The sequence below is a fragment of the Streptomyces sp. NPDC001502 genome, assembly GCF_042894785.1.
Taxonomy (GTDB): Bacteria; Actinomycetota; Actinomycetes; order Streptomycetales; family Streptomycetaceae; genus Streptomyces; species Streptomyces kutzneri.
Window position 1 is genome coordinate 192665 of the sequence record NZ_JBIAVW010000012.1, and the last position, 19827, is coordinate 212491.

A 19827-nucleotide genomic window follows, 5' to 3' on the forward strand; every position below is an offset into this window, starting at 1 on the left:
GCGGGCCCTCAGAGCCGCGGAGGCTGGTGTCCTGACGGTGAACTGTGCACACCCACACGGTACTTGGGAATGCGCAGGGTGACCTTCATGCCGGCTCCGACCCCCGTCTCCATCACCGGACCGTACGCGTCCCCGTACACCTGCCGGATCCGCTCGTCGACATTCGGCAGCCCGATCCCGGAGGAACCGCCGTGCTCCCCGGCCAGGATCCGGCGCAGCAGCGCCGGATCCATCCCGACCCCGTTGTCCTCCACCGTGATCACCGCCTCCGCGCCCGCGTCCCGCGCCGTGATCGTGATCCGGCACTCCTCGGTGGAGTCCTCCAGCCCGTGCTTCACGGCGTTCTCCACCAGCGGCTGCAGGCACAGGAAGGGCAGCGCCACCGGCAGCACCTCCGGCGCCACCTGCAGGGTCACCTTCAGCCGGTCACCGAACCGGGCACCGGCCAGCGCCAGATACTGCTGCACGGAGCGCAACTCGTCGGCCAGCGTGGTGAAATCACCGTGCCGCCGGAAGGAGTACCGGGTGAAGTCCGCGAACTCCAGCAGCAGCTCCCGGGCCCGCTCCGGATCCGTCCGGACGAACGAGGCGATCGCGGCCAGGGAGTTGAAGATGAAATGCGGGGAGATCTGCGCCCGCAGCGCCTTGATCTCCGCCTCCATCAGCCGGGTCCGCGACCGGTCCAGCTCGGACAGCTCCAACTGCACGGACACCCACCGGGCGACCTCCGTCGCGGCCCGCACCAGCACCGCCGACTCGCGCGAGCCGTACGCCACCAGCGCGCCCAGCACCCCGTCCTCGCCGGTGAGCGGGGCCACCACCGCCCACTTCAGCGGACAGTCGGGCCGCTGGCACTCGGTCCGCACGCTCTGGCTGCGTCCCGACGCCAGCATCACCGCCACCCGGGCCATCGCCCGCCGCTGATGGTGGTCGGCGCCCGGACCGTCCCAGGCCAGCACCGACTCCCGGTCGGTGAGGCACAGCGCCTCCGTGCCCAGCAGCGACCGCAGCCGCCGGGCCGCCTTGCGGGCGGCGTCCTCGGTCAGCCCGGCGCGCAGCGGGGGAGCGGCCAGCGAAGCCGTGTGCAGGGTGTGGAAGGTGGCCCGCTCCACCGGGGTCCCCAGATCCATCCCGGCCGCCCGCTCCCCGCGGCGGGCGTCCCACCGGCCCGCGGCCCAGCCCGCACCCAGCAGCAGCACCGCACCCGCCACCGCCGGCAACGCCAGGACCGCCGGTGCCACCCCGGTCACCGCACACCTCCGGCCCGCTCCCCGGCCACGACCTCCGGCAGGTGCAGCCGGGCCAAGGTGGCCGCCGTCCCCGCCGGGATCCGCGACCGGGTGGCCAGCGACACCGCCACCATCGTCAGGAACCCGAGCGGCACCGACCACGCCGCCGGCCACGCCAAAAGCGTGTGAGTCCAGCCCGGCGGCGCCAGATCGGCCCGGGTCGCCAGCACCGCGCCCAGCGCCGCTCCGCCGCCCATGACCAGCCCGGCCACCGCACCCGGCGGGGTCAGCCCGCGCCACCAGATGCCCAGCACCAGCAGCGGACAGAACGACGACGCCGACACGGCGAAGGCCAGGCCCACCGCGTCCGCCACCGGCACCTGCGTCGCCGCCACGCTCCCGGCCAGCGGCACCAGGATCGCCACGACCGCCGCCGAGCGGAAGCTGCGCACCCCCCGCGCCGGCAGCACGTCCTGGTGCAGCACCCCCGCCACCGCCATGGTCAGCCCCGAGGCCGTCGACAGGAACGCCGCGAAGGCACCCCCGGCCAGCAGCGCCCCCAGCAGCTCGCCGAGCACCCCGCCGAGCATCCGCCCGGGCAGCACCAGCACCGCCGCGTCCGCGTCGCCGGTCAGGGCGAGCTCGGGGGTGTAGATCCGGCCCAGTGCCCCGTACACCGGCGGCAGCAGGTAGAAGACGCCGACCAGCGCGAGCACGACCAGCGTGGTGCGCCGCGCGGTCCGCCCGTCGGGGCTGGTGTAGAACCGCACCGCGACGTGCGGCAGGCCCATCGTGCCGAGGAAGGTCGCCAGGATCAGCCCGTACGTGGCGTACAGCCGGTACTCGCGCAGTCCGCCGGAGGTCGGCACCGACCAGGTGGACACACCGGGCCGCGCCTCCGCCCGGGTGTCCGGAACCGGCGTGGCCGCGGCGAACTCCAGCCGCGCGTGGGCCCGTACGGCATGCTCACCGGCGGCCAGGGTCAGCGGCACCGACACGTAACCGCGCCCGTCCACCTGCCCGGTCACCGTCACCGTCAGCGGATTCGCCACCGACAGCCGCACGTCCTGCGCGACCGTCACCGACGTGTGCTCCCGGAAGACGGCCGGTGCGTCGAACGTCGCCCGCGGCGCGCCGTCCCCGGCCCAGGCCGCGATCAGGAAGAAGGCCGGCACCAGCAGGGCCGTGAGCTTCAGCCAGTACTGGAAGGCCTGGACGAAGGTGACCGAACGCATCCCGCCGCACGCCACCGCCACCGTCACCACGAACGCCACGACCAGCCCGCCGACCCAGTGCGGGGCCCCGGTCAGGATCTCCAGCGTCAGCCCGGCCCCCTGCAACTGCGGCAGCAGGTACAGCCAGCCGACCCCGACCACGAACAGCACCGCGATCCGGCGCACCACCAGCGACTCCAGCCGCGCCTGCGCGAAGTCCGGCAGCGTGTACGCGCCCGAGCGGCGCAGCGGGGCCGCCACCAGCACGAGCAGCACCACGTACCCGGCGGTGTAACCCACCGGGTACCAGAGCATCTCGGGCCCCTGGAGCAGCACCAGCCCCGCCACCCCGAGGAAGGACGCGGCGGACAGGTACTCGCCGCTGATGGCCGCCGCGTTCAGGCGGGGCCCCACCGTGCGCGAGGCGACATAGAAGTCGGACGTGGTCCGCGACATCCGCAGGCCCAGCGCACCGACCAGGATCGTGACCAGGACGACGACGGCGACCGCGGTCAGCGCGTACGTCTGGTTCACCGGGCGGTCCTTCGGCTGGAGAGGGGTGTCCGGAGTCTACGCACGCCCCCCGACCGGGCGACAGGCTCGATTCGGACCCACCGGAGCCGTCGGATCCGCCCGGCCGGACGACCCCGTCAGCGGGCCGGGTCGCGGTGCTCCGCGCAGTCGCGCAGGGCGATCTCCAGCTCCACGTACGACTCCTCCGCGCGCCGGAACGCCAGCGTCAGGGCCGCCTCCGCGCGCGGCGGCACCTGCTCGCGGACCCCCTCGCGGGCCTCGTACAGGATGTCGGCCCAGCGGGCGGCCGCACTGCGCAGCCGGGCCAGCAGCGCCTCGGCCTCGGCGGGCCCGGCAGGCCGGACCCGGGGCAGCCCGCTCAGGGCGTCGACCAGCGCCTGGATCTCGGACATCTCGCTCCTCCCGCGCCGGAAGATCCACGATACGAGAGGGGCGACGGCACCGAGGGCCGATCGGGCGGCGGTGCGGCCGACGGCTCCGGCGGATCGCCGTACGCCCCTCCCGGCGCGACGAACGGCGCCCCCGAGCGCCGGACGGTCGGGCACGAACGGCCCGACGGCGGCCGGGGAACGGCCGGGGTGCGGCCGGGGTGCGGCCGGTTTCAGCCGGTCGCGTGCCGCATCAGCAGATCCCGTAGCTCCCGCGCGTGCCTGCGGCTCACCTGGAGCTCCGCCGCCCCCACCCGGACACTGGTGGTCCCGGCCTCCAGCCGGAGCTCGTCGATCCGCGCCAGCGCCACCAGATGACGGCGGTGGATCCGTACGAACCCGCGCGCCGCCCAGCGTTCCTCCAGCGTGGACACCGGGATCCGGACCAGGTGGCTGCCCTCGTCGGTGTGCAGGCGGGCGTAGTCGCCCTGAGCCTCCACGTAGGAGATGTCCGCGATCGCCACGAAGCGTGTGACCCCGCCCAGTTCGACGGCGATCTGGTCCGGCGCGCGGTCGGCGACGGTCACCTCGGCGACCAGGCGGCGCGGCGCCGGCACGGCCGGGACGCCCGCCACCGGGGCGTCGGCGGCCGCCACCGCGGCCGGCGGGCCCTCTTCGGACCGGCCCAGCTGCTCGCAGGACCGCCGGACGGCCTCGGCCAGCCGCTCCGGGCGCACGGGCTTGAGCACGTAGTCCACGGCCTTCAGGTCGAAGGCCTGTACGGCGAAACCCTCGTGGGCCGTGACGAACACGATCAGCGGCGGCCGCGCGAACCCGGCCAGCAGCCGCGCGATGTCCAGCCCGGTCAGCCCGGCCATGTGGATGTCCAGGAACACCACGTCGATGCCGTCGGCCCCGTCCGGGCCGGACTCCAGGGCCCGGGTGACCCGGCGCAGGGCCTCGGTGGCGTCCGAGGCACCCTCCGCACTGCGCACCCGGGGGTCCGAGCGCAGCAGGTAGAGGAGTTCCTCCAGGAGCGGCTTCTCGTCGTCGACGGCCAGTACGCGCAGCATGCGGCCGAGTCTAGAGAGGACTCGGCCGGGGCGGAACGGGGAAAGGGCGCGGCCCCCGCCCAGGGGGGATGAGGGCGAGGGCCGCGCGAACAGGGGTGGGGGGAGTGAGGGGATGGGCGGGAGGGGCAGGGACTACTGGACGGTGATGAGCTTGCCGTCGGGGGACACGGCGTACCAGGTGCCGCCCACGCCCTGGCCGTTGACGTCGCCGGGCTTCTTGTCACCGGTGAAGGTGTAGACGGGCCAGCAGTCGACGCTCTGCTGCTTCAGGCCGTCCGGGCGGTTGAGCACCGTGTAGTTCTTCTCGGCGATCCCCTTGTCCTTGGCCTTCTCCACCGGCGCGACGACCGGCCACTTGGTCAGGCAGTCGCCCACGCACTTGGAGGTCATCGGCCACTGGGTGTCCGGCTTGAACCGGTAGACGGTCATGCCCTTGCCGTCGACGATGTGGTCGCCCAGCTTGGGGTCCTTGGCCACCGACAGCTTCCCGTCGGCCTCGGCGGCGCCGCCCGCGGCCGGCGGTGCCCCCTCGGTCGCCGCTCCCTTCGCGGCCTTCTTGCCGTCCGCCGCGAGCGCGAACCACACCCCGCCGACGCCCTGGCCGTTGACGTCGCCCGCCTTGGCGTCCTTGCTGTAGCGGTACGCGGGCCAGCCGGCCACCGTCAGCTGCTTGCTGCCGTCGGTGCGCACCACCTCGCCCAGCAGCGCCGGGTCCATGCCGGCGGCGGCGGTGGCGTCGCCCGCGGCGACCACCGGCCAGGTCTTCTCGCAGTCGCCGTCGCAGTTCGACTTCGGCGGCTTGGCCGTGTCCTTGTCGAAGCGGTAGAGGGTCATCCCCGCGCTGTCGGTGAGGACCGAGCCGAGCTGGTCGTTGGGGGCGATCGCCAGCTGCCCGGCCGGCTTGGCGCCCGAGGCGCCCGAGGCGCCCGCAGCGCCGTCGGAGCCGTAGGCGCCGTCGGCGGCGGCCGGGGCCTTCCCGCTGTCCTGGGCGGCGGCGGCTCCGACCGGCTTGGTCGTGTCCGCGGCCTTGTCGTCCGTGGGGCCGCAGGCCGTCGCCGCGAGGACGACGACGATCGCGGCCGCGGCCAGGGTGGTTCCGCGCTTGATGCCCATCTTGATCTCTCCCACTTGTGGTGTCCGTCGTGTCCGCCACCGTGATGGCGTCAACTCTGCCCAGGACACGCCGCGGTGGGGGAGATCTGTTCACCTTGTCCGGTGTGGTCTGTTTCACTCACCCCGTGCCGAACCCGGTGCGCCGCAGAGCCGTGGCCACAGCGAGGCCGAGTACCTGATGTCCGCTGTCGTTGGGGTGCAGCCCGTCCGCCAGGTGTTCGGGACCGAGCAGGTCCCGGCCCGGGAGCACGGCGAGCCGGTCGTCCCCCGCGGCGATCCGGTCCCGGGTGGCGCGCTCCATCGCGTCACGCAGGGCGCCGAGGGTGGCGCCGAGCTTGTTCGGGGTGCGCTCCGCGTCGGGCCGCAGGACGGGGGAGACCAGCAGGATCGGGGTCCGCGGGTGCCCCTGGCGGACCAGTTCGAGGAACGCCCGCGTGGTCTCGTACAGCAGGGGAGCCGAAAAGGGCACCCGGGACCAGCAGTTGGTGCCGAAGGCGAGCGTCAGGACGTCGGCGGGCAGGCCCGCGAGCTGCTCGGCGGTGGTCAGCTCACCGCGCGCGGCGCCTGCGTAGCCGAGGTTGACGGTGTCCCAGCCGAGCGCCCGGCCGGTGACGGCGGGCCAGCCGTGCGCGGGGCGGGTGGACCACCATCCCTCGGTGATGGAGTCGCCGTGCACCACCCAGCGCGGGGCGGGCGGCGCCGGGGCGAGCGGCCCGCCGATCCCGCGCAGCCCGAGGATCAGCGGGGACTGGGTCTCGGGCGGGTGGATGGTGAAGGGGCCGGTGCCGCCGCCCAGGCCGATCCGTACGACGGCCTCCGCGGCCGGGTCGGTGAACACCTCGTTCACCACCCCGTGCCGGTCCCACAGCGCGAAGCCGTGCGCGAGGTCGCGCAGCGCGTCGGTGGGGCCGGGCACGGTCGCCCGGTAGCGGACCTCCACCGACCGCGCGGTCTCGGTGGTGAACTCCAGCCGGACGCCGATGGGCAGGGTGGAGCGCTCGCCGGTGTCCCAGGGCAGCCGCATGGTGTCGGCCGGATCGGCGCGGACCGGCCGCCCCCGGTCCAGCCAGGCGACCCCGCGCAGAAAGGGCAGCGCGTCCTGCCAGGGCTCCGGCTCGTCGGGGTGGCGCTGCAGCCCGGCCGGCCACGCCGGTTCCGTCGGCCCGGCCGGCAGCCCTGGTCCTGCCTGCCCCGCCGGTCCACCTGGTCCCGCTGGTATCACTGGTCGCCTCCGATCGTCGGATACGGGAACTTCAGGCCGACCCTCCGCCCGCCACGAGCGCCTGCCCCGGCCCTGCGGGGCGTACTCCGTGGTGCGCCGCCGCCCCCGGTGCCCGGCGGGGCGGCGGCCCGCGGGGTCCGCACCACCCCCGGTGCCACCGCGTTCACCCGTACCCCGCTCGGGCCCGCTTCCACCGCCGAGGAGCGGACCAATGCCGTCAGGTCGGCCGCGGCGGCCCCGTACGTGCTCCGGACGGGTGCATGGCGGCACGCTGCGGCAGATCTGACGAAGTGTCAAGAAAAGGGGTCCAGGGCGACCTGCGCAGCGATCGATCATCCCTACGCAACAAACGACTGTCAGTGACGGATCCGCGCAACGATCGTGCGTCAATGTGCAAGGATGGTCCATTACGGGCGGTATCACTCAGCTCGTAGGCTCACTCGCTGTACGTGGAGTGGCGCGGATCGCCTGCTCGGCGGTCCCCCATGAGCAGACCCTTCTTCCGACGGGCCCTGCCCTGCTCCGGATCGTCGCGGTCGACGCCTCCCCTGACCTCCCCGATCCGCAGTGACAAGGAGTCCCCTCGTGCTCGACCACGGCCAGGCGCCACCGCTCGCTTCAGAGGCCCGCAGGCCCGTCAACCCGCTGCTCCGCCGCAAGCCGGTGGAGCAGTTGGTTTCCGAGGGCGGCCAGGGTGAGGGCGGCGCGCTCAAGCGGTCGCTCACCATGTGGCAGCTGACCATGATCAGCATCGGCGCGACCCTGGGCACGGGCATCTTCGTCGTCCTCGGCGAGGCCACCCCGATCGCCGGCCCGGCCGTCTTCATCGCCTTCATCGTCGCGGGCCTGACCGCACTCTTCTCGGCGCTCTCCTACGCCGAGCTCGCGGGCTCGATCCCCGTCTCGGGCTCCTCGTACTCCTACGCCTACGCCACCATGGGTGAGCTCATAGCCTGGGTCTGCGGCTGGTGCCTGGTCCTGGAGTACGGCGTCTCCGTCGCGGCCGTCGCCGTCGGCTGGGGCCAGTACCTCAACGAGCTGCTCGACGGCACGCTCGGCTTCACCATCCCCGAGGGCTTCTCCGCCCCGCTGGGTGAGGGCGGCTACATCAACATGCCCGCCCTGGTCGTGGTCCTGCTCTGCATGGTCTTCCTGCTCCGCGGGGCCAAGGAGAGCGCCCGGATCAACTCGATCATGGTCGCCGTCAAGATCGTGACGCTGGTGCTCTTCTGCGTCATCGGCTTCATGGGCATCAAGGCCGGCAACTACACCCCGCTGGCCCCGCTCGGCGTCACCGCGATCAGCACCGCCGCCTCCATGCTGTTCTTCTCGTACATCGGTTTCGACGCCGCCTCCACCGCCGGTGAGGAAGCCAAGAACCCGAAGAAGGACCTGCCGCGCGCGATCATGCTCTCGCTCGCCATCGTCACCGCGATCTACTGCCTCGTCGCCCTGGTCGCCGTCGGCGCCATGCCGTGGCAGGAGTTCGAGGGCAGCGAGGCCGCCCTGGCGCAGATCATGGAGAACGTCACCGGACACTCCTTCTGGAGCGTCATCCTCGCCGCGGGCGCCGTCGTCGCCATCGCCAGCGTCGTCTTCGCCGTCCTCTACGGTCAGACCCGCATCCTCTTCGCCATGTCCCGCGACGGCCTGATGCCCAAGGCCTTCGCCAAGGTCGACCCGAAGTCCGGCACCCCCCGCGTCAACACGATCATCGTCTGCCTCTTCTGCGGACTGCTCGCCGCCTTCATCCCGCTGGGTGAGCTGGCGAACGCCACCAGCATCGGCACGCTCTTCGCGTTCGCCCTGGTCAACGTGGCCGTCATCATCCTGCGCAAGACCCGCCCCGAGATGAACCGCACCTTCAAGGTCGCGCTCTTCCCGGTCACCCCGATCGTGGGCTTCCTCCTCTGCGCCTACCTGATGACGGAGCTCCCCGGAATCACCTGGCTGGTCTTCGGTGGCTGGATGGCCGTCGGGCTCGTGATCTACTTCTTCTACGGCATGCGCCGCTCCAGCCTGGCCACTGTGGCCGGCCTGGCCGCCACGGCCGCGGAGGCCGCTGAATAGAAGTGATTCACCCCCCGTGCGACTGAACGATCTCGACGAACGCATCGTGCACGCCCTCGCCGAGGACGCCCGCCGCTCCTACGCGGACATCGGCTCCGAGGTCGGGCTCTCCGCGCCCGCCGTCAAGCGGCGCGTGGACCGGCTGCGCGCCGAAGGCGCCATCACCGGCTTCACCGTCCGCGTGGACCCGGCCGCCATGGGCTGGGAGACCGAGGGCTTCATCGAGATCTACTGTCGGCACAACACCTCGCCGGACGACATCCGGCGAGGACTGGAGCGATATCCCGAGGTGGTGTCCGCGTCGACCGTCACCGGCGACGCGGACGCCCTCGTCCAGGTCTTCGCCTCCGACATGCGCCACTTCGAGCGGGTCCTGGAACGCATCGCGGGCGAGCCGTTCGTGGAACGCACCAAGTCGGTGCTCGTCCTCTCCCCGCTCCTGCGCCGCTTCACCTCGGGCGCACCCGCGTGACAGCTCCCGGCGGTCACACCTGCGGGGTACGCACCCCCAGGAACAGGGGGCTGCGGCGCAGGGTGAAGCCCATCGACTCGTAGAGCCGCACGGCCCCGGTGTTGGCGGCCGCCGCGTGCAGGAACGGGCGCTCGCCGCGCTCACGGACCTCCGCCGCGACCGCGCGTATCAGCCGGGCCGCCAGGCCCCGGCCCCGGTGGTCCGGGTGCGTGCACACCGCGCTGATCTCTGACCAGCCCTCCGGCCGCATCCGCTCCCCGGCCATCGCGACCAGCCGGCCCTCGTGACGGATCCCGAGGTACGTGCCCAGCTCGACCGTCCGGTCCAGGAACGGGCCGGGCTTGGTCAGCTCCACCAGCTCCAGCATCTCCGGTACGTCCGCGAGCCCCAGTGCCACCGCCTCCGGCGCCGCCCCGGCACGTACCCCCCGCCCGTCCAGCTGCACACCCGGAACGGTCACCAGCGTCTGCCACCCCGGCGGCGGGGTCAGCAGCCCGGTCACCCAGACCTCCTCCCCGGGCCCGGCCAGCGCGGCCAGATCCGCCCACGCCCGCGGGTCCTGCGGATCGGCGAGCGCCGAGAACGGGGACGTGTCCAGCGTGTAGCGGGCCGCCAGACCCGCCGGCGCGAACTCGGCGAATGCGCGGTGCGGCCCGGTCAGCGCGGACCAGACCGGATTGTCGAGTACTTCACTGCCGCACAGCGTGCCGCTCTCGGGGGACATGGGTGCGGGACTCCTTCCATAGGCGACGGCGTCCGGGTCGTGACCGCCTTCTTGACGGCCCCGGGCGCCGCCACGAGACTGCGGGGGACGGCCATGACGGACAGCGCCCGCCACCGGAAGCCTAACCAGCACCGGACGGGGGCGGCCGAGGACAGGACGGGGGTGGCGGCGGTGGACACGGCTCGGACGGCGGACACGCACACGGACGCGGACACGCGATCCCGGACCCTCCGGCGCTGGTGGCTCACCCGGCGCCTGCACATCGACCTCCTGCGGGTGTGCAGCGCTTTCGGCCCGCGCGGCTGACCCCTCTCAGAGACGAGTGACCCGGACCGGGCGCGCGCACGCCGCCGCCCGGGGCCCAGTCGTGTTGTCCTCCACCCCAGGAGAGTCATGTCGCACACCGTCCTGCCCCGCACCCCGCTGCCCCGCACCGGCCCGGCACCCGCCCCGCGCGGCCGCATCGGAGCCGGTTTCTCCCCCGTACCGCACCGCTACCACCTCTACCTCCGCGCCGACTGTCTCCCTTCGCAGCAGGTCACCGCCGCCCTCGCCGCGCTGGGCCTGACCCACTCGATCACCGCCACCGTCCTCGGCACCGACCCCCGGGAGGCCGAGTACACCGCACTGCGGCTGGCCTACGAGGCCACCGGCCACCACTTCGACGGCGCCCTGACCGTCCCGGCCCTCGTCGACACCTGGAGCGGCCGCGTCGTCTCCGGCCACACCCCCGACATCCTCGACGACCTGCGCTTCCTGGCCACCCACCCGGCCTTCCGCACCGGCTCCTAGCAGCGAGGCGCGGCAGGGGCCGTACAAGGTCCACCAGGGGAGCCAGGGGGTCCCGCGCAACGAATCGCCGCGTCGGTCGGGGAACACGCAACGAATCGATGCGCGGAGCGCAACGCTCACGGCTTGTCCGGATCGAACGCGCGAACGTACCGTTTTATGACCCCCTCCCCGCCTGTCACAGAGGTAGCCCATGCCCCCGCTGCGCACCGCCCTCCTCCAGAGCTCCGGCGTTCTCGGCGACACCGCCGAGAACCTCAAGGCGCTCGACGAGGCAGCGGCGCGCGCCGCACAGAGCGGGGCCGGGCTCCTCGTGACCTCGGAGATGTTCCTGACCGGCTACGCGCTGGACCTCCAGGACATCCCCGGACTCGCCGAAGCGGCCGACGGCGCCTCCGCCCAGGCCATCGGCGAGATCGCCCGCCGCCACGGGATCGCCGTCCTGTACGGCTACCCGGAGGGCGCGGACGGCGTCGTCTACAACGCCGCCCAGCTCATCGGCCCCGACGGCGCGGCGCTGGCGAACTACCGCAAGACCCACCTCTTCGGCTGCTTCGAACAGGACGCCTTCACCCCCGGCGACACCCCCGTCGTCCAGGCGGACCTGAACGGCCTCCGCATCGGCATCATGATCTGCTACGACGTGGAGTTCCCCGAGAACGTCCGGGCGCACGCGCTCGCCGGCACCGACCTCCTCCTGGTGCCGACCGCGCAGATGCACCCGTTCCAGTTCGTCGCCGAACAGCTCGTCCCCGTAAGGGCCTTCGAGAACCAGATGTACATCGCGTACGTCAACCGCACCGGCCCGGAAGGCGAGTTCGAGTTCGTCGGACTCAGCTGCCTGGCGAGCCCCGACGGGGTCACCCGGACCCGGGCCGGCCGCGGCGAGGAGCTGGTGTTCGGCGAGGCCGACCCCGAGCTGCTGTCGGCCTCGCGCGAGAACAACCCCTACCTGCGCGACCGCCGACCCGGGCTCTACGCCTCCCTCGTCTAAGACCTCTCTTCCCCCAGCCCTGCCGCAAGGAGACGTACCCCCATGACGTCCACGGTGCCCACCACCGCCGTCCCGCACAGCGACGGACAGCCGCCGATCACCATGTTCGGTCCGGACTTCCCGTACGCGTACGACGACTTCCTCGCCCACCCGGCGGGCCTCGGCCAGATACCGGCGACCGAGCTCGGCACCGAGGTCGCCGTCATCGGCGGCGGGCTGTCCGGCATCATCTCCGCGTACGAGCTGATGAAGATGGGCCTGAGGCCCGTCGTCTACGAGGCCGACCAGATCGGTGGCCGCCTGCGCACCGTCGGCTTCGAAGGCGCCGAGACCGAGGGCCTCACCGCGGAGATGGGCGCCATGCGCTTCCCGCCGTCCTCCACGGCCCTGCAGCACTACATCGACCTCGTCGGCCTGGTCACGGAGCCCTTCCCGAACCCGCTCGCCGAGTCCACCCCCTCGACGGTCGTCGACCTCAAGGGCGAGACGCACTACGCCGAGACGATCGCGGACCTCCCGCAGATCTACCGCGACGTGTCCGCCGCCTGGAACGCCTGCCTCGACGAGGGCGCCGACTTCTCCGACATGAACACCGCGATGCGCGAGCGGGACGTCCCGCGCATCCGCGAGATCTGGGCCAAGCTCGTCGAGAAGCTCGACGACGAGACCTTCTACGGCTTCCTCTGCAAGTCGGAGGCCTTCAAGTCCTTCCGCAAGCGCGAGATCTTCGGCCAGGTCGGCTTCGGCACGGGCGGCTGGGACACCGACTTCCCGAACTCCATCCTGGAGATCCTGCGCGTCGTCTACACCGAGGCCGACGACCACCACCGCGGCATCGTGGGCGGCTCGCAGCAGCTGCCGCTGCGCCTGTGGGAGCGCGAGCCGGAGAAGATCGTGCACTGGGCCCAGGGCACCTCGCTGTCCTCCCTGCACGGCGGCACCCCGCGCCCGGCGGTCACCCGCCTGCACCGCACGGCCGGCAACCGCATCACGGTCACCGACTCCTCCGGCGACATCCGCACGTACCGCGCCGCGATCTTCACGGCCCAGTCCTGGATGCTCCTGTCGAAGATCGAGTGCGACGACACGCTGTTCCCGATCGACCACTGGACGGCGATCGAGCGCACCCACTACATGGAGTCGTCCAAGCTGTTCGTCCCCGTCGACCGGCCGTTCTGGCTGGACAAGGCCGTCGACGACGCAGGGAACCCGACCGGCCGCGACGTCATGTCGATGACGCTGACCGACCGGATGACCCGCGGTACGTACCTGCTGGACAACGGCCCGGACAAGCCCGCCGTCATCTGCCTCTCGTACACCTGGTGCGACGACAGCCTCAAGTGGCTGCCGCTGTCCGCGAACGAGCGGATGGAGGTCATGCTGAAGTCCCTCGGCGAGATCTACCCCAAGGTCGACATCCGCCGCCACATCATCGGCAACCCGGTCACCGTCTCCTGGGAGGACGAGCCCTACTTCATGGGCGCGTTCAAGGCCAACCTCCCGGGCCACTACCGCTACCAGCGCCGCCTGTTCACCCACTTCATGCAGGACCGCCTCCCCGAGGACAAGCGCGGCATCTTCCTCGCGGGCGACGACATCTCCTGGACGGCCGGCTGGGCCGAGGGCGCGGTCCAGACCGCCCTCAACGCCGTCTGGGGCGTCATGCACCACCTGGGCGGCTCCACGGACTCCACCAACCTGGGCCCGGGCGACGTCTACGACGACATCGCCCCGGTCGAACTCCCCGAGGACTGATCCTCCGGGTCCCCAGGCCACGGGCCGTCCCCGCGCGAGCAGCTCGGGGACGGCCCGTTCTCATGCCCGGGGTCCAGGCCGTCTCTTTCGGATCTTGCCTGACCCGCGCCGTCTGGCACCGCACCTCGCCGCGTTGTCGGGGCACCCAAGTACGTCCAGTACTCGGGCGCCCCTCCGCCTTGCGATGCACGGCACCAGACGACACGGGCTTAACCGGCAAGATCCGAAAGAGACGGCCTAGGTCAGCACTGCCAGAGCAGCGCGGCCCGCCCGCAGGGGGCGCACGCGTGGACGTAGGCCCGTCCCGAGCCGAAGTTCATGGCGGTGGTGGGCTCCGGTCCCTCCCGCAGGCCGGCCACGAAGGTCATCGGCCGGGCGCAGCCGGGGCAGTCGGGCGTCTCGTCGTCCTGGAGCCAGTCGGGTTCGCCGCCGAGCGAGCCGAGGACCGTTCGCCCGGCCGGTGCGGCGCCGTCCGGCGCCGCCGGGGCGGGTACGGCCGCGCGGACGGCGCCCAGCCCGAGGACGTCCTCGTCCGCGTCGGGCGCCGGTACGGACACCAGGTCCCCGGCGGGCAGCAGCAGGGCCAGGTTGCCGCCCGCGGTCGGGCTCCACTGCTCGCACCGCCCGGGCCGGTGGGCGCACATGAACAGGACCAGCACGCCGGGTCCCGCGGGGGCGGCGTCGCCGAGCACGATCTGGGCGAGGAACTGGAGCGGTCCCGCGCACACGCGGCACACCGGCCACACGGTCCCGGCGGGCGCCGTCGGCACCCCGCCGGTCCGGCTGACCCGGGCGTCCGGGGCGACCGGCCCGCCGTCGAGGAGAAGCGTCGTCATACGGCGAACCTATCCGGCGGCCCGCGACGACCCGGGGGCGGCGGGCGTCTCAGCCCCGCGGGGTCAGCAGGCAGCGGCCGACCAGGCCCACACCCGCGTCGAGGGAATCCGTGAACTCCTCGGCCAGTTCCGGCGCCCGGCGCAGCGTCCACAGCAGCCGGGCCGCCGACCAGGCCCCGGCGCGGGCGCGCTCCAGGCTCCACGAGCCGACCAGGTGGGTCAGCGGGTCGGCGATCTCCAACAGGTCCGGGCCCGGCATCAGGTCCTCCCGGATGTGCTCCTCCAGGGAGACCAGCGTGTCGCCGACCCGGTCGAAGTCCGCCTCCAGGGCCCGCGGTTCACAGCCCAGCTCACCGCACGTGGCCACCACCGCGAGCGCCAGGTCATGGCCGATGTGCGCGTTGATCCCGGCCAGCGCGTGCTGGAGCGGACGGATCCCGGGGTGGCGGCGGTACTGCAGCAGCGGACGCCAGCAGGCCGGGGCCCGGTCCGCCTCCACCGCCGTCAGGTACCGCTCCGCGAACCGCACGCTGAGCGTCTCCGCCCGCCGGGGCGCCGGGAAGGCGCCGTGCTCGATCCGCCGGTGCAGGGTCTCCGTCACCGTCAGGTAGACCCGGTTGAAGACGGCGACGCCGTCCTGCGGCGGGAGCCGCTCCTCCAGGGCGCGCATCCGCGCCAGCACCGCATCCATGGGGGCAGAGTCGCAGGCGCGGACGCGGATCCGGGGAACTTGGCCGTACGCTTCCCCGGTTCGGGCGAAACACCGTCAACGGGGCTTGTCCTGGCCGTCCCCGGGCTCGTCGTAGCCGGAGGTGCCCTCGTCGAGCAGGGGCTCCTGCTTGAGGTGCGCGGGCGCGAGGTAGCGCAGTGCGTGGTAGCCGGTGATCACCACGATCGTGCCCAGCGCGATGCCGCCCAGCTCGAAGGTGTCGGTGATCTGCAGCTTCACGCCGCCGATGCCGATGATGATGCCCGCCGCGGCCGGCACCAGGTTCAGCGGATTGCGCAGGTCCACCCCGCCGTTGAGCCAGATCTGCGCGCCGAGCAGGCCGATCATTCCGTAGAGGATGACCGTGATGCCGCCGAGCACCCCGCCAGGGATGGCGGCGACGATCGCACCGAACTTGGGGCACAGCCCGAAGAGCAGCGCGAAGCCCGCGGCCGCCCAGTAGGCCGCCGTGGAGTAGACCCGGGTGGCCGCCATGACCCCGATGTTCTCGGAGTAGGTGGTGTTCGGCGGGCCGCCGACCGCCGTGGACAGCATGGACGCGGCGCCGTCCGCCGCGATCGCCGTGCCCAGCTTGTCGTCGAGCGGATCGCCGGTCATCTCGCCCACGGCCTTGATGTGGCCCGCGTTCTCGGCGATCAGCGCGATCACCACCGGCAGGGCGATCAGGATCGCCGACCACTCGAACGCGGGTGCGTGGAAGGACGGAAGCCCGATCCAGTCGGCCTTGGCCACCGCCGAGAGGTCGAGCCGCCAGTGGTCGACGGCCGCCTCCCCGCCCAGCGTGGTGTGGATCTTGCCGAAGAGCAGGTCGGAGAGCCAGGAGATCCCGTACCCGAAGAGCAGACCGAGGAAGATCGCGATGCGCGACCAGAAACCGCGCAGACAGACCACGGCCGCTCCCGTGAACAGCATCGTCAGCAGCGCCGTCCACTGGTCCTGCGGCCAGTACGTGCTCGCCGTCACCGGCGCCAGGTTGAAGCCGATCAGCATCACCACCGCGCCCGTCACGATGGGCGGCATCGCCGTGTGGATCACGCGGGCGCCGAACCGCTGGACCACCAGGCCCGCCAGGAACAACGCCACGCCCACGACGAAGACGGCGCCCGTGACCACCGCACTGTCCCCGCCCGCGGCCCGGATGGCCGCCGCGACACCGACGAACGACAGCGAGCAGCCCAGGTACGACGGGACCCGGCCGCGCGTCGCGAGGAGGAAGATCACCGTCGCGACACCGGACATCATGATGGCCAGGTTCGGATCCAGGCCCATCAGGACCGGAGCGACGAAACTCGCGCCGAACATCGCCACGACGTGCTGCGCGCCCAACCCGGCGGTCCGCGGCCACGACAGCCGCTCCTCCGGCCGGACCACCGCCCCGGGGGCGGGAGTCCGCCCGTCTCCGTGCAGGGTCCAGCCCACGCCGAGGCCCATGTTCCACTCCGTTTCTCCGGCTGCCGCACACACATCGAGGCCGCAGCGCACGGGTACGTGCCGCTGCGGCCAGTCGACATGTTACGGCCGGGTTTGGGCAGGTTCGTCGATCTCGGTGGGGCCGGACTTCGCCGTCACCCCGCCGGGATCGCCTCCAGCCTGCCCCACCGGCGGCCCCTGGCGCAGTACCGCGGCACCCGCGATCAGCGCGAACGCCAGCAGGGTGACCAGTCCGAAGGACACCACCAGCGAGGTCGCGTCCGCCACCGCGCCGATCGCCGACGGGGCGATCAGCCCCGAGGTGTACGTGATCGTCGCGACACCGGCGATGGCCTGCGCCGGGGCCGGCCCGCTGCGCCCCGCCGCCGCGAAGGCCAGCGGGACCACCACCGCGATCCCGAGCCCGATCAACCCGAACCCCGCCAGCGCACCCGCCGGATGCCGGACCCCGACCACGAGCAGCCCGCCCGCGGTGGCCACCACCCCGCCCGCCCGGACCGTGCGCACCGCCCCGAACCGGTCCACCACCCGGTCCCCGACCAGCCGGGCCAGGGCCATGGTGAGCGCGAAGGCGGTGGTGGAGGCCGCCGCCAGCCCCGCGTCCGTGTGCAGGACGTCCCGCAGGTAGACCGCCGACCAGTCCAGGCTCGCGCCCTCGGCGAAGACCGCGCAGAACCCGACGGCCCCGATCAGCAGCGCCGACTTCGGCGGCAGCGCGAAGTGTGGCGGCGCCTGCGCGTCCTGGCCGGCCCTCAGGTCCAGCACACCCTGTACGGCGAACAGTCCGCCCGCCGTCAGGACCAGCGCGGCGACCAGGTGGTGCAGCCGGGCGTCGGCCCCGGTGTGCGCGGCGACGGTACCGGCGGCCGAGCCGAGCAGCGCGCCCACGCTCCACATGCCGTGCAGCGAGGACATGATCGAGCGGCCCAGCCGGTTCTCCGTCTCCACGCCCAGCGCGTTCATCGCCACGTCCGACATGCCGGCGGTGGCCCCGTAGACGAAGAGCACGAAGCAGAGGGTGGGCAGGTTCGGCGCGAGGCTCGGCAGGATCAGCGAGAGGGTCCAGAGCGAGAGCAGGGCCCGCAGCGCCGCGCGTGCGCCGAGCCAGTGGTTGATCCGGCCCGCCAGCGGCATCGCGAGGGCCGCGCCCACGGCGGGGGCGGCCAGGGCCAGGCCCAGGGTGCCCGCGCTGAGCTGGGCATGCTCCTGGATCCAGGGGATGCGGGTGGCGAAGGAGCCGGTGACGGCACCGTGGGTGCAGAAGACGGCGGCGATGGCATAGCGGGCATGGCGCAGGCGCGCCGGGCTGAGGTCGGTGTCCCCGGTCATGACGATTAAACTATCAGGGACCCTGCCTGATAGATAATGGGCCCGACTCCCTAGGATGGGCTCCGTGACTCCTGCCCCCACCGCCACCCCGGCACCGTCCCCCGCCTCGCCCAGCACGGCCCGGGCCATCAACGACCGCCTCGCCCTGCAACTCCTCCAGGAATCCGGGCCGCTGACGGCCACCCAGCTCAAAACCATGACCGGCCTCTCCCGCCCCTCGGTCGCCGACCTCGTCGACCGGCTCACCGAAGCCGGACTCATCGAAGTCGCCGGCGAATCCGGCGAACAGCGCCGCGGCCCCAACGCCAAGCTGTACGGGATCGTCGCCGACCGCGCCCACCTCGCCGCCCTCGACGTGCGCACCGACCGGGTCACCGCCGTCGTCACCGACCTCCTGGGCCGCCCCCTCGCCGAAGCCGCCCTGCCCGTCGGCGCCCCCGAGGACGCGGTGGCCGCCCTGCTGCGCACCGCACGTGAAGCCGGAGCCGCCGAACTGCACACCGTCGTCATAGGCGCCCCGGGCCTGGTCGCCCCGGCCACCGGCGAACTCCGCGACACCAGCGGCCTCCCGGCCTGGCACCGGGACCTGGTCACCGCCCTGCAGCGGAGCCTGCCCGCCGTGGTCGTCGTCGAGAACGAGACCAACCTGGCCGCCCTCGCCGAGCAGCGCCTGGGCGTGGCCCGCGACCTGGACTCCTTCGTCCTGCTGTGGCTCGGCGCGGGCGTGGGCGCGGCCGTGGTCCTGGACGGCCGGCTGCGCCGGGGCGCCTCCGGCGGGGCGGGCGAGATCGGCTTCCTCCCGGTGCCGGGCACCGCCGGCCTGCCGTCGGCCGAGGACTGCGCGGGCGGATTCCACGCCCTGGTGGGCCGCGAAGCCGTGACCGCGCTGGCGCGCGCCCACGGCTTCGCGGGGCCGGCGGAGGAGGCCGTGGCGGGAGCCGCGGGGGAGGCCTTCCTCGAAGCCCTGGCCGAACGGCTCGCGCTGGGCGCGGCGGCGGCCGCGGCGATCCTGGACCCGGGCTGCGTGGTCCTGGCGGGCGAACTGGGCCGCGCAGGCGGCCCCGCCCTGGCCGCCCGGGTCGCCCACCGCGTGGCGAAACTGACCCCGGTCCCGACGGAGATCCGCGCCACGACCCTGGGCGACCCGGCGGTCCTGGCGGGAGCCGAACTGGCGGCGCGGGAGGCCGCGCAGGCGGTGCTGTTCGGGGGGTAGGGCGGGGGCTGGCTTCGGGGGCGGGGGCGGGGGTTGGTCGGGTGGGGGCGGGTCGGGGAGGTGTGGCGGGGGCGGGGGTGGGCGGGAGCTGCTTGATCGGAATCAGGGAGGCGTATGGGGGTTTCCCGTCAGTCTCATCGTCTCTCCGTGTCGGGCCGGTCCCTCAAGGGCGCTCCTCCTTCGTCGTCGCGTCGCTTCGCGATGTCGCTGCGCTCCACCCTTGACCGACCGTCCCGCCCCGGACATACGAAGACTGCCGGGAAACCCCCAAAGGAACGGGCCGGGTGTTCAAGGATCAGGACGGGGCGGTCAGAGATGCGCATGGAGATCCCGGGGTGGGCACGTCCGAGAGGCGGGGCCCATCCAGTCCAGGGCCCGTGTCGGGGGAAGCGCGCCCGATCGCTACGCGCTCCTCATCTCTCAGCGTCCGACGACCGTCCGGGGCTGGACATAGGCCGCCCCAGATCGCTACGTGCTTCTCCACGACCGCGACCGGCGCCCGTCCGTTGTCGATGAGAGCCGCTGAGAGGGGCGGACGGCCGGCAGCTCGGCTATTCCGTCACAGAACCGGGTCAGCGCGAGCATCACTCCACAAGCCCACACTCAAACAGGTGTAATTGGGGCAAACTGTCGGCTTCTTGGGTCACCCACTCGCGCTGACCCGCATCCATGACGGAATAGCCGCTGTGCCAGCCCTCTTCGCCCCGGTCAGGCGTCAGACGCCTCCCGTG

The 19827-nt window shown here is 72.9% G+C and carries 17 protein-coding genes and 1 pseudogene; 6 read left to right on the forward strand and 12 right to left on the reverse strand.

Annotated elements, in window-relative coordinates; genetic code table 11:
- Positions 1 to 8: 8 nt before the first annotated feature.
- From ACFY0D_RS22795 to ACFY0D_RS22825, 7 genes and pseudogenes are all read right to left on the reverse strand, one after another.
- Positions 9 to 1250 (reverse strand): sensor histidine kinase, encoded by a 1242-nt coding sequence (locus tag ACFY0D_RS22795; RefSeq protein WP_390799894.1) that lies wholly within the window; start codon positions 1248 to 1250, stop codon positions 9 to 11.
- Entirely contained in the window at positions 1247 to 2977 is a 1731-nt protein-coding gene (locus ACFY0D_RS22800; protein WP_390799895.1) for a cation acetate symporter, read from the reverse strand. The genes ACFY0D_RS22795 and ACFY0D_RS22800 overlap by 4 nt, the downstream gene beginning before the upstream one ends.
- A gap of 116 nt (positions 2978 to 3093) precedes the next feature.
- The gene (locus ACFY0D_RS22805) at positions 3094 to 3369 is read right to left on the reverse strand and encodes a hypothetical protein (protein WP_390799896.1); all 276 of its coding nucleotides are present in this window, start codon (positions 3367 to 3369) and stop codon (positions 3094 to 3096) included.
- A gap of 209 nt (positions 3370 to 3578) precedes the next feature.
- The gene (locus ACFY0D_RS22810) at positions 3579 to 4418 is read right to left on the reverse strand and encodes a LytR/AlgR family response regulator transcription factor (protein WP_390799897.1); all 840 of its coding nucleotides are present in this window, start codon (positions 4416 to 4418) and stop codon (positions 3579 to 3581) included.
- A gap of 132 nt (positions 4419 to 4550) precedes the next feature.
- Entirely contained in the window at positions 4551 to 5531 is a 981-nt protein-coding gene (locus ACFY0D_RS22815) for an SCO0930 family lipoprotein (RefSeq protein ID WP_390799912.1), read from the reverse strand.
- Positions 5532 to 5649: 118 nt separating this feature from the next.
- Positions 5650 to 6666, reverse strand: coding sequence for a GDSL-type esterase/lipase family protein (locus ACFY0D_RS22820; protein WP_390799913.1), 1017 nt, complete (start codon positions 6664 to 6666; stop codon positions 5650 to 5652).
- 83 nt (positions 6667 to 6749) lie between these two features.
- A pseudogene (locus ACFY0D_RS22825) lies at positions 6750 to 7031 on the reverse strand (SDR family oxidoreductase); the annotation flags it as partial.
- A gap of 307 nt (positions 7032 to 7338) precedes the next feature.
- Here ACFY0D_RS22825 and ACFY0D_RS22830 point away from each other — a divergent pair.
- Complete coding sequence (locus ACFY0D_RS22830; RefSeq protein WP_390799898.1) at positions 7339 to 8823, forward strand: amino acid permease; 1485 nt, start codon at positions 7339 to 7341, stop codon at positions 8821 to 8823.
- A gap of 16 nt (positions 8824 to 8839) precedes the next feature.
- Entirely contained in the window at positions 8840 to 9295 is a 456-nt protein-coding gene (locus tag ACFY0D_RS22835) for an Lrp/AsnC family transcriptional regulator (RefSeq protein ID WP_007262967.1), read from the forward strand.
- A gap of 13 nt (positions 9296 to 9308) precedes the next feature.
- Here the strand turns inward: ACFY0D_RS22835 and ACFY0D_RS22840 are convergent, their stop codons facing one another.
- Positions 9309 to 10019, reverse strand: coding sequence for a GNAT family N-acetyltransferase (locus ACFY0D_RS22840; protein ID WP_390799899.1), 711 nt, complete (start codon positions 10017 to 10019; stop codon positions 9309 to 9311).
- Positions 10020 to 10412: 393 nt separating this feature from the next.
- Between ACFY0D_RS22840 and ACFY0D_RS22845 the strand changes: the two genes are divergently transcribed.
- From ACFY0D_RS22845 to ACFY0D_RS22855, 3 genes are all read left to right on the forward strand, one after another.
- Positions 10413 to 10811: a hypothetical protein gene (locus ACFY0D_RS22845; protein ID WP_390799900.1), complete on the forward strand. Its 399-nt coding sequence runs from the start codon at positions 10413 to 10415 to the stop codon at positions 10809 to 10811.
- A 190-nt stretch (positions 10812 to 11001) separates the two neighbouring features.
- Positions 11002 to 11802 (forward strand): carbon-nitrogen hydrolase family protein, encoded by an 801-nt coding sequence (locus ACFY0D_RS22850; protein WP_189740431.1) that lies wholly within the window; start codon positions 11002 to 11004, stop codon positions 11800 to 11802.
- 42 nt (positions 11803 to 11844) lie between these two features.
- On the forward strand, positions 11845 to 13557 hold the full coding sequence (locus tag ACFY0D_RS22855) for a flavin monoamine oxidase family protein (RefSeq protein ID WP_390799901.1): 1713 nt from the start codon (positions 11845 to 11847) through the stop codon (positions 13555 to 13557).
- A gap of 242 nt (positions 13558 to 13799) precedes the next feature.
- On the opposite strand, the gene ACFY0D_RS22860 is transcribed toward ACFY0D_RS22855, so the two are convergent.
- The 4 genes from ACFY0D_RS22860 to ACFY0D_RS22875 all read right to left on the reverse strand — a co-directional run bounded on the left by ACFY0D_RS22860 (position 13800) and on the right by ACFY0D_RS22875 (position 17883).
- A complete protein-coding gene (locus tag ACFY0D_RS22860; protein WP_390799902.1) occupies positions 13800 to 14393 on the reverse strand; it encodes a hypothetical protein in 594 nt (197 codons plus the stop codon).
- 49 nt (positions 14394 to 14442) lie between these two features.
- Complete coding sequence (locus ACFY0D_RS22865) at positions 14443 to 15084, reverse strand: DUF5995 family protein (protein WP_390799903.1); 642 nt, start codon at positions 15082 to 15084, stop codon at positions 14443 to 14445.
- A gap of 75 nt (positions 15085 to 15159) precedes the next feature.
- Positions 15160 to 16554: a uracil-xanthine permease family protein gene (locus tag ACFY0D_RS22870; RefSeq protein ID WP_390799904.1), complete on the reverse strand. Its 1395-nt coding sequence runs from the start codon at positions 16552 to 16554 to the stop codon at positions 15160 to 15162.
- An 81-nt stretch (positions 16555 to 16635) separates the two neighbouring features.
- Positions 16636 to 17883, reverse strand: coding sequence for an MFS transporter (locus ACFY0D_RS22875; RefSeq protein ID WP_390799905.1), 1248 nt, complete (start codon positions 17881 to 17883; stop codon positions 16636 to 16638).
- Between the two features lie 55 nt (positions 17884 to 17938).
- On the opposite strand from ACFY0D_RS22875, the gene ACFY0D_RS22880 reads away from it, so the two are divergent.
- On the forward strand, positions 17939 to 19096 hold the full coding sequence (locus ACFY0D_RS22880) for an ROK family protein (RefSeq protein ID WP_390799906.1): 1158 nt from the start codon (positions 17939 to 17941) through the stop codon (positions 19094 to 19096).
- Positions 19097 to 19827 lie beyond the last annotated feature (731 nt).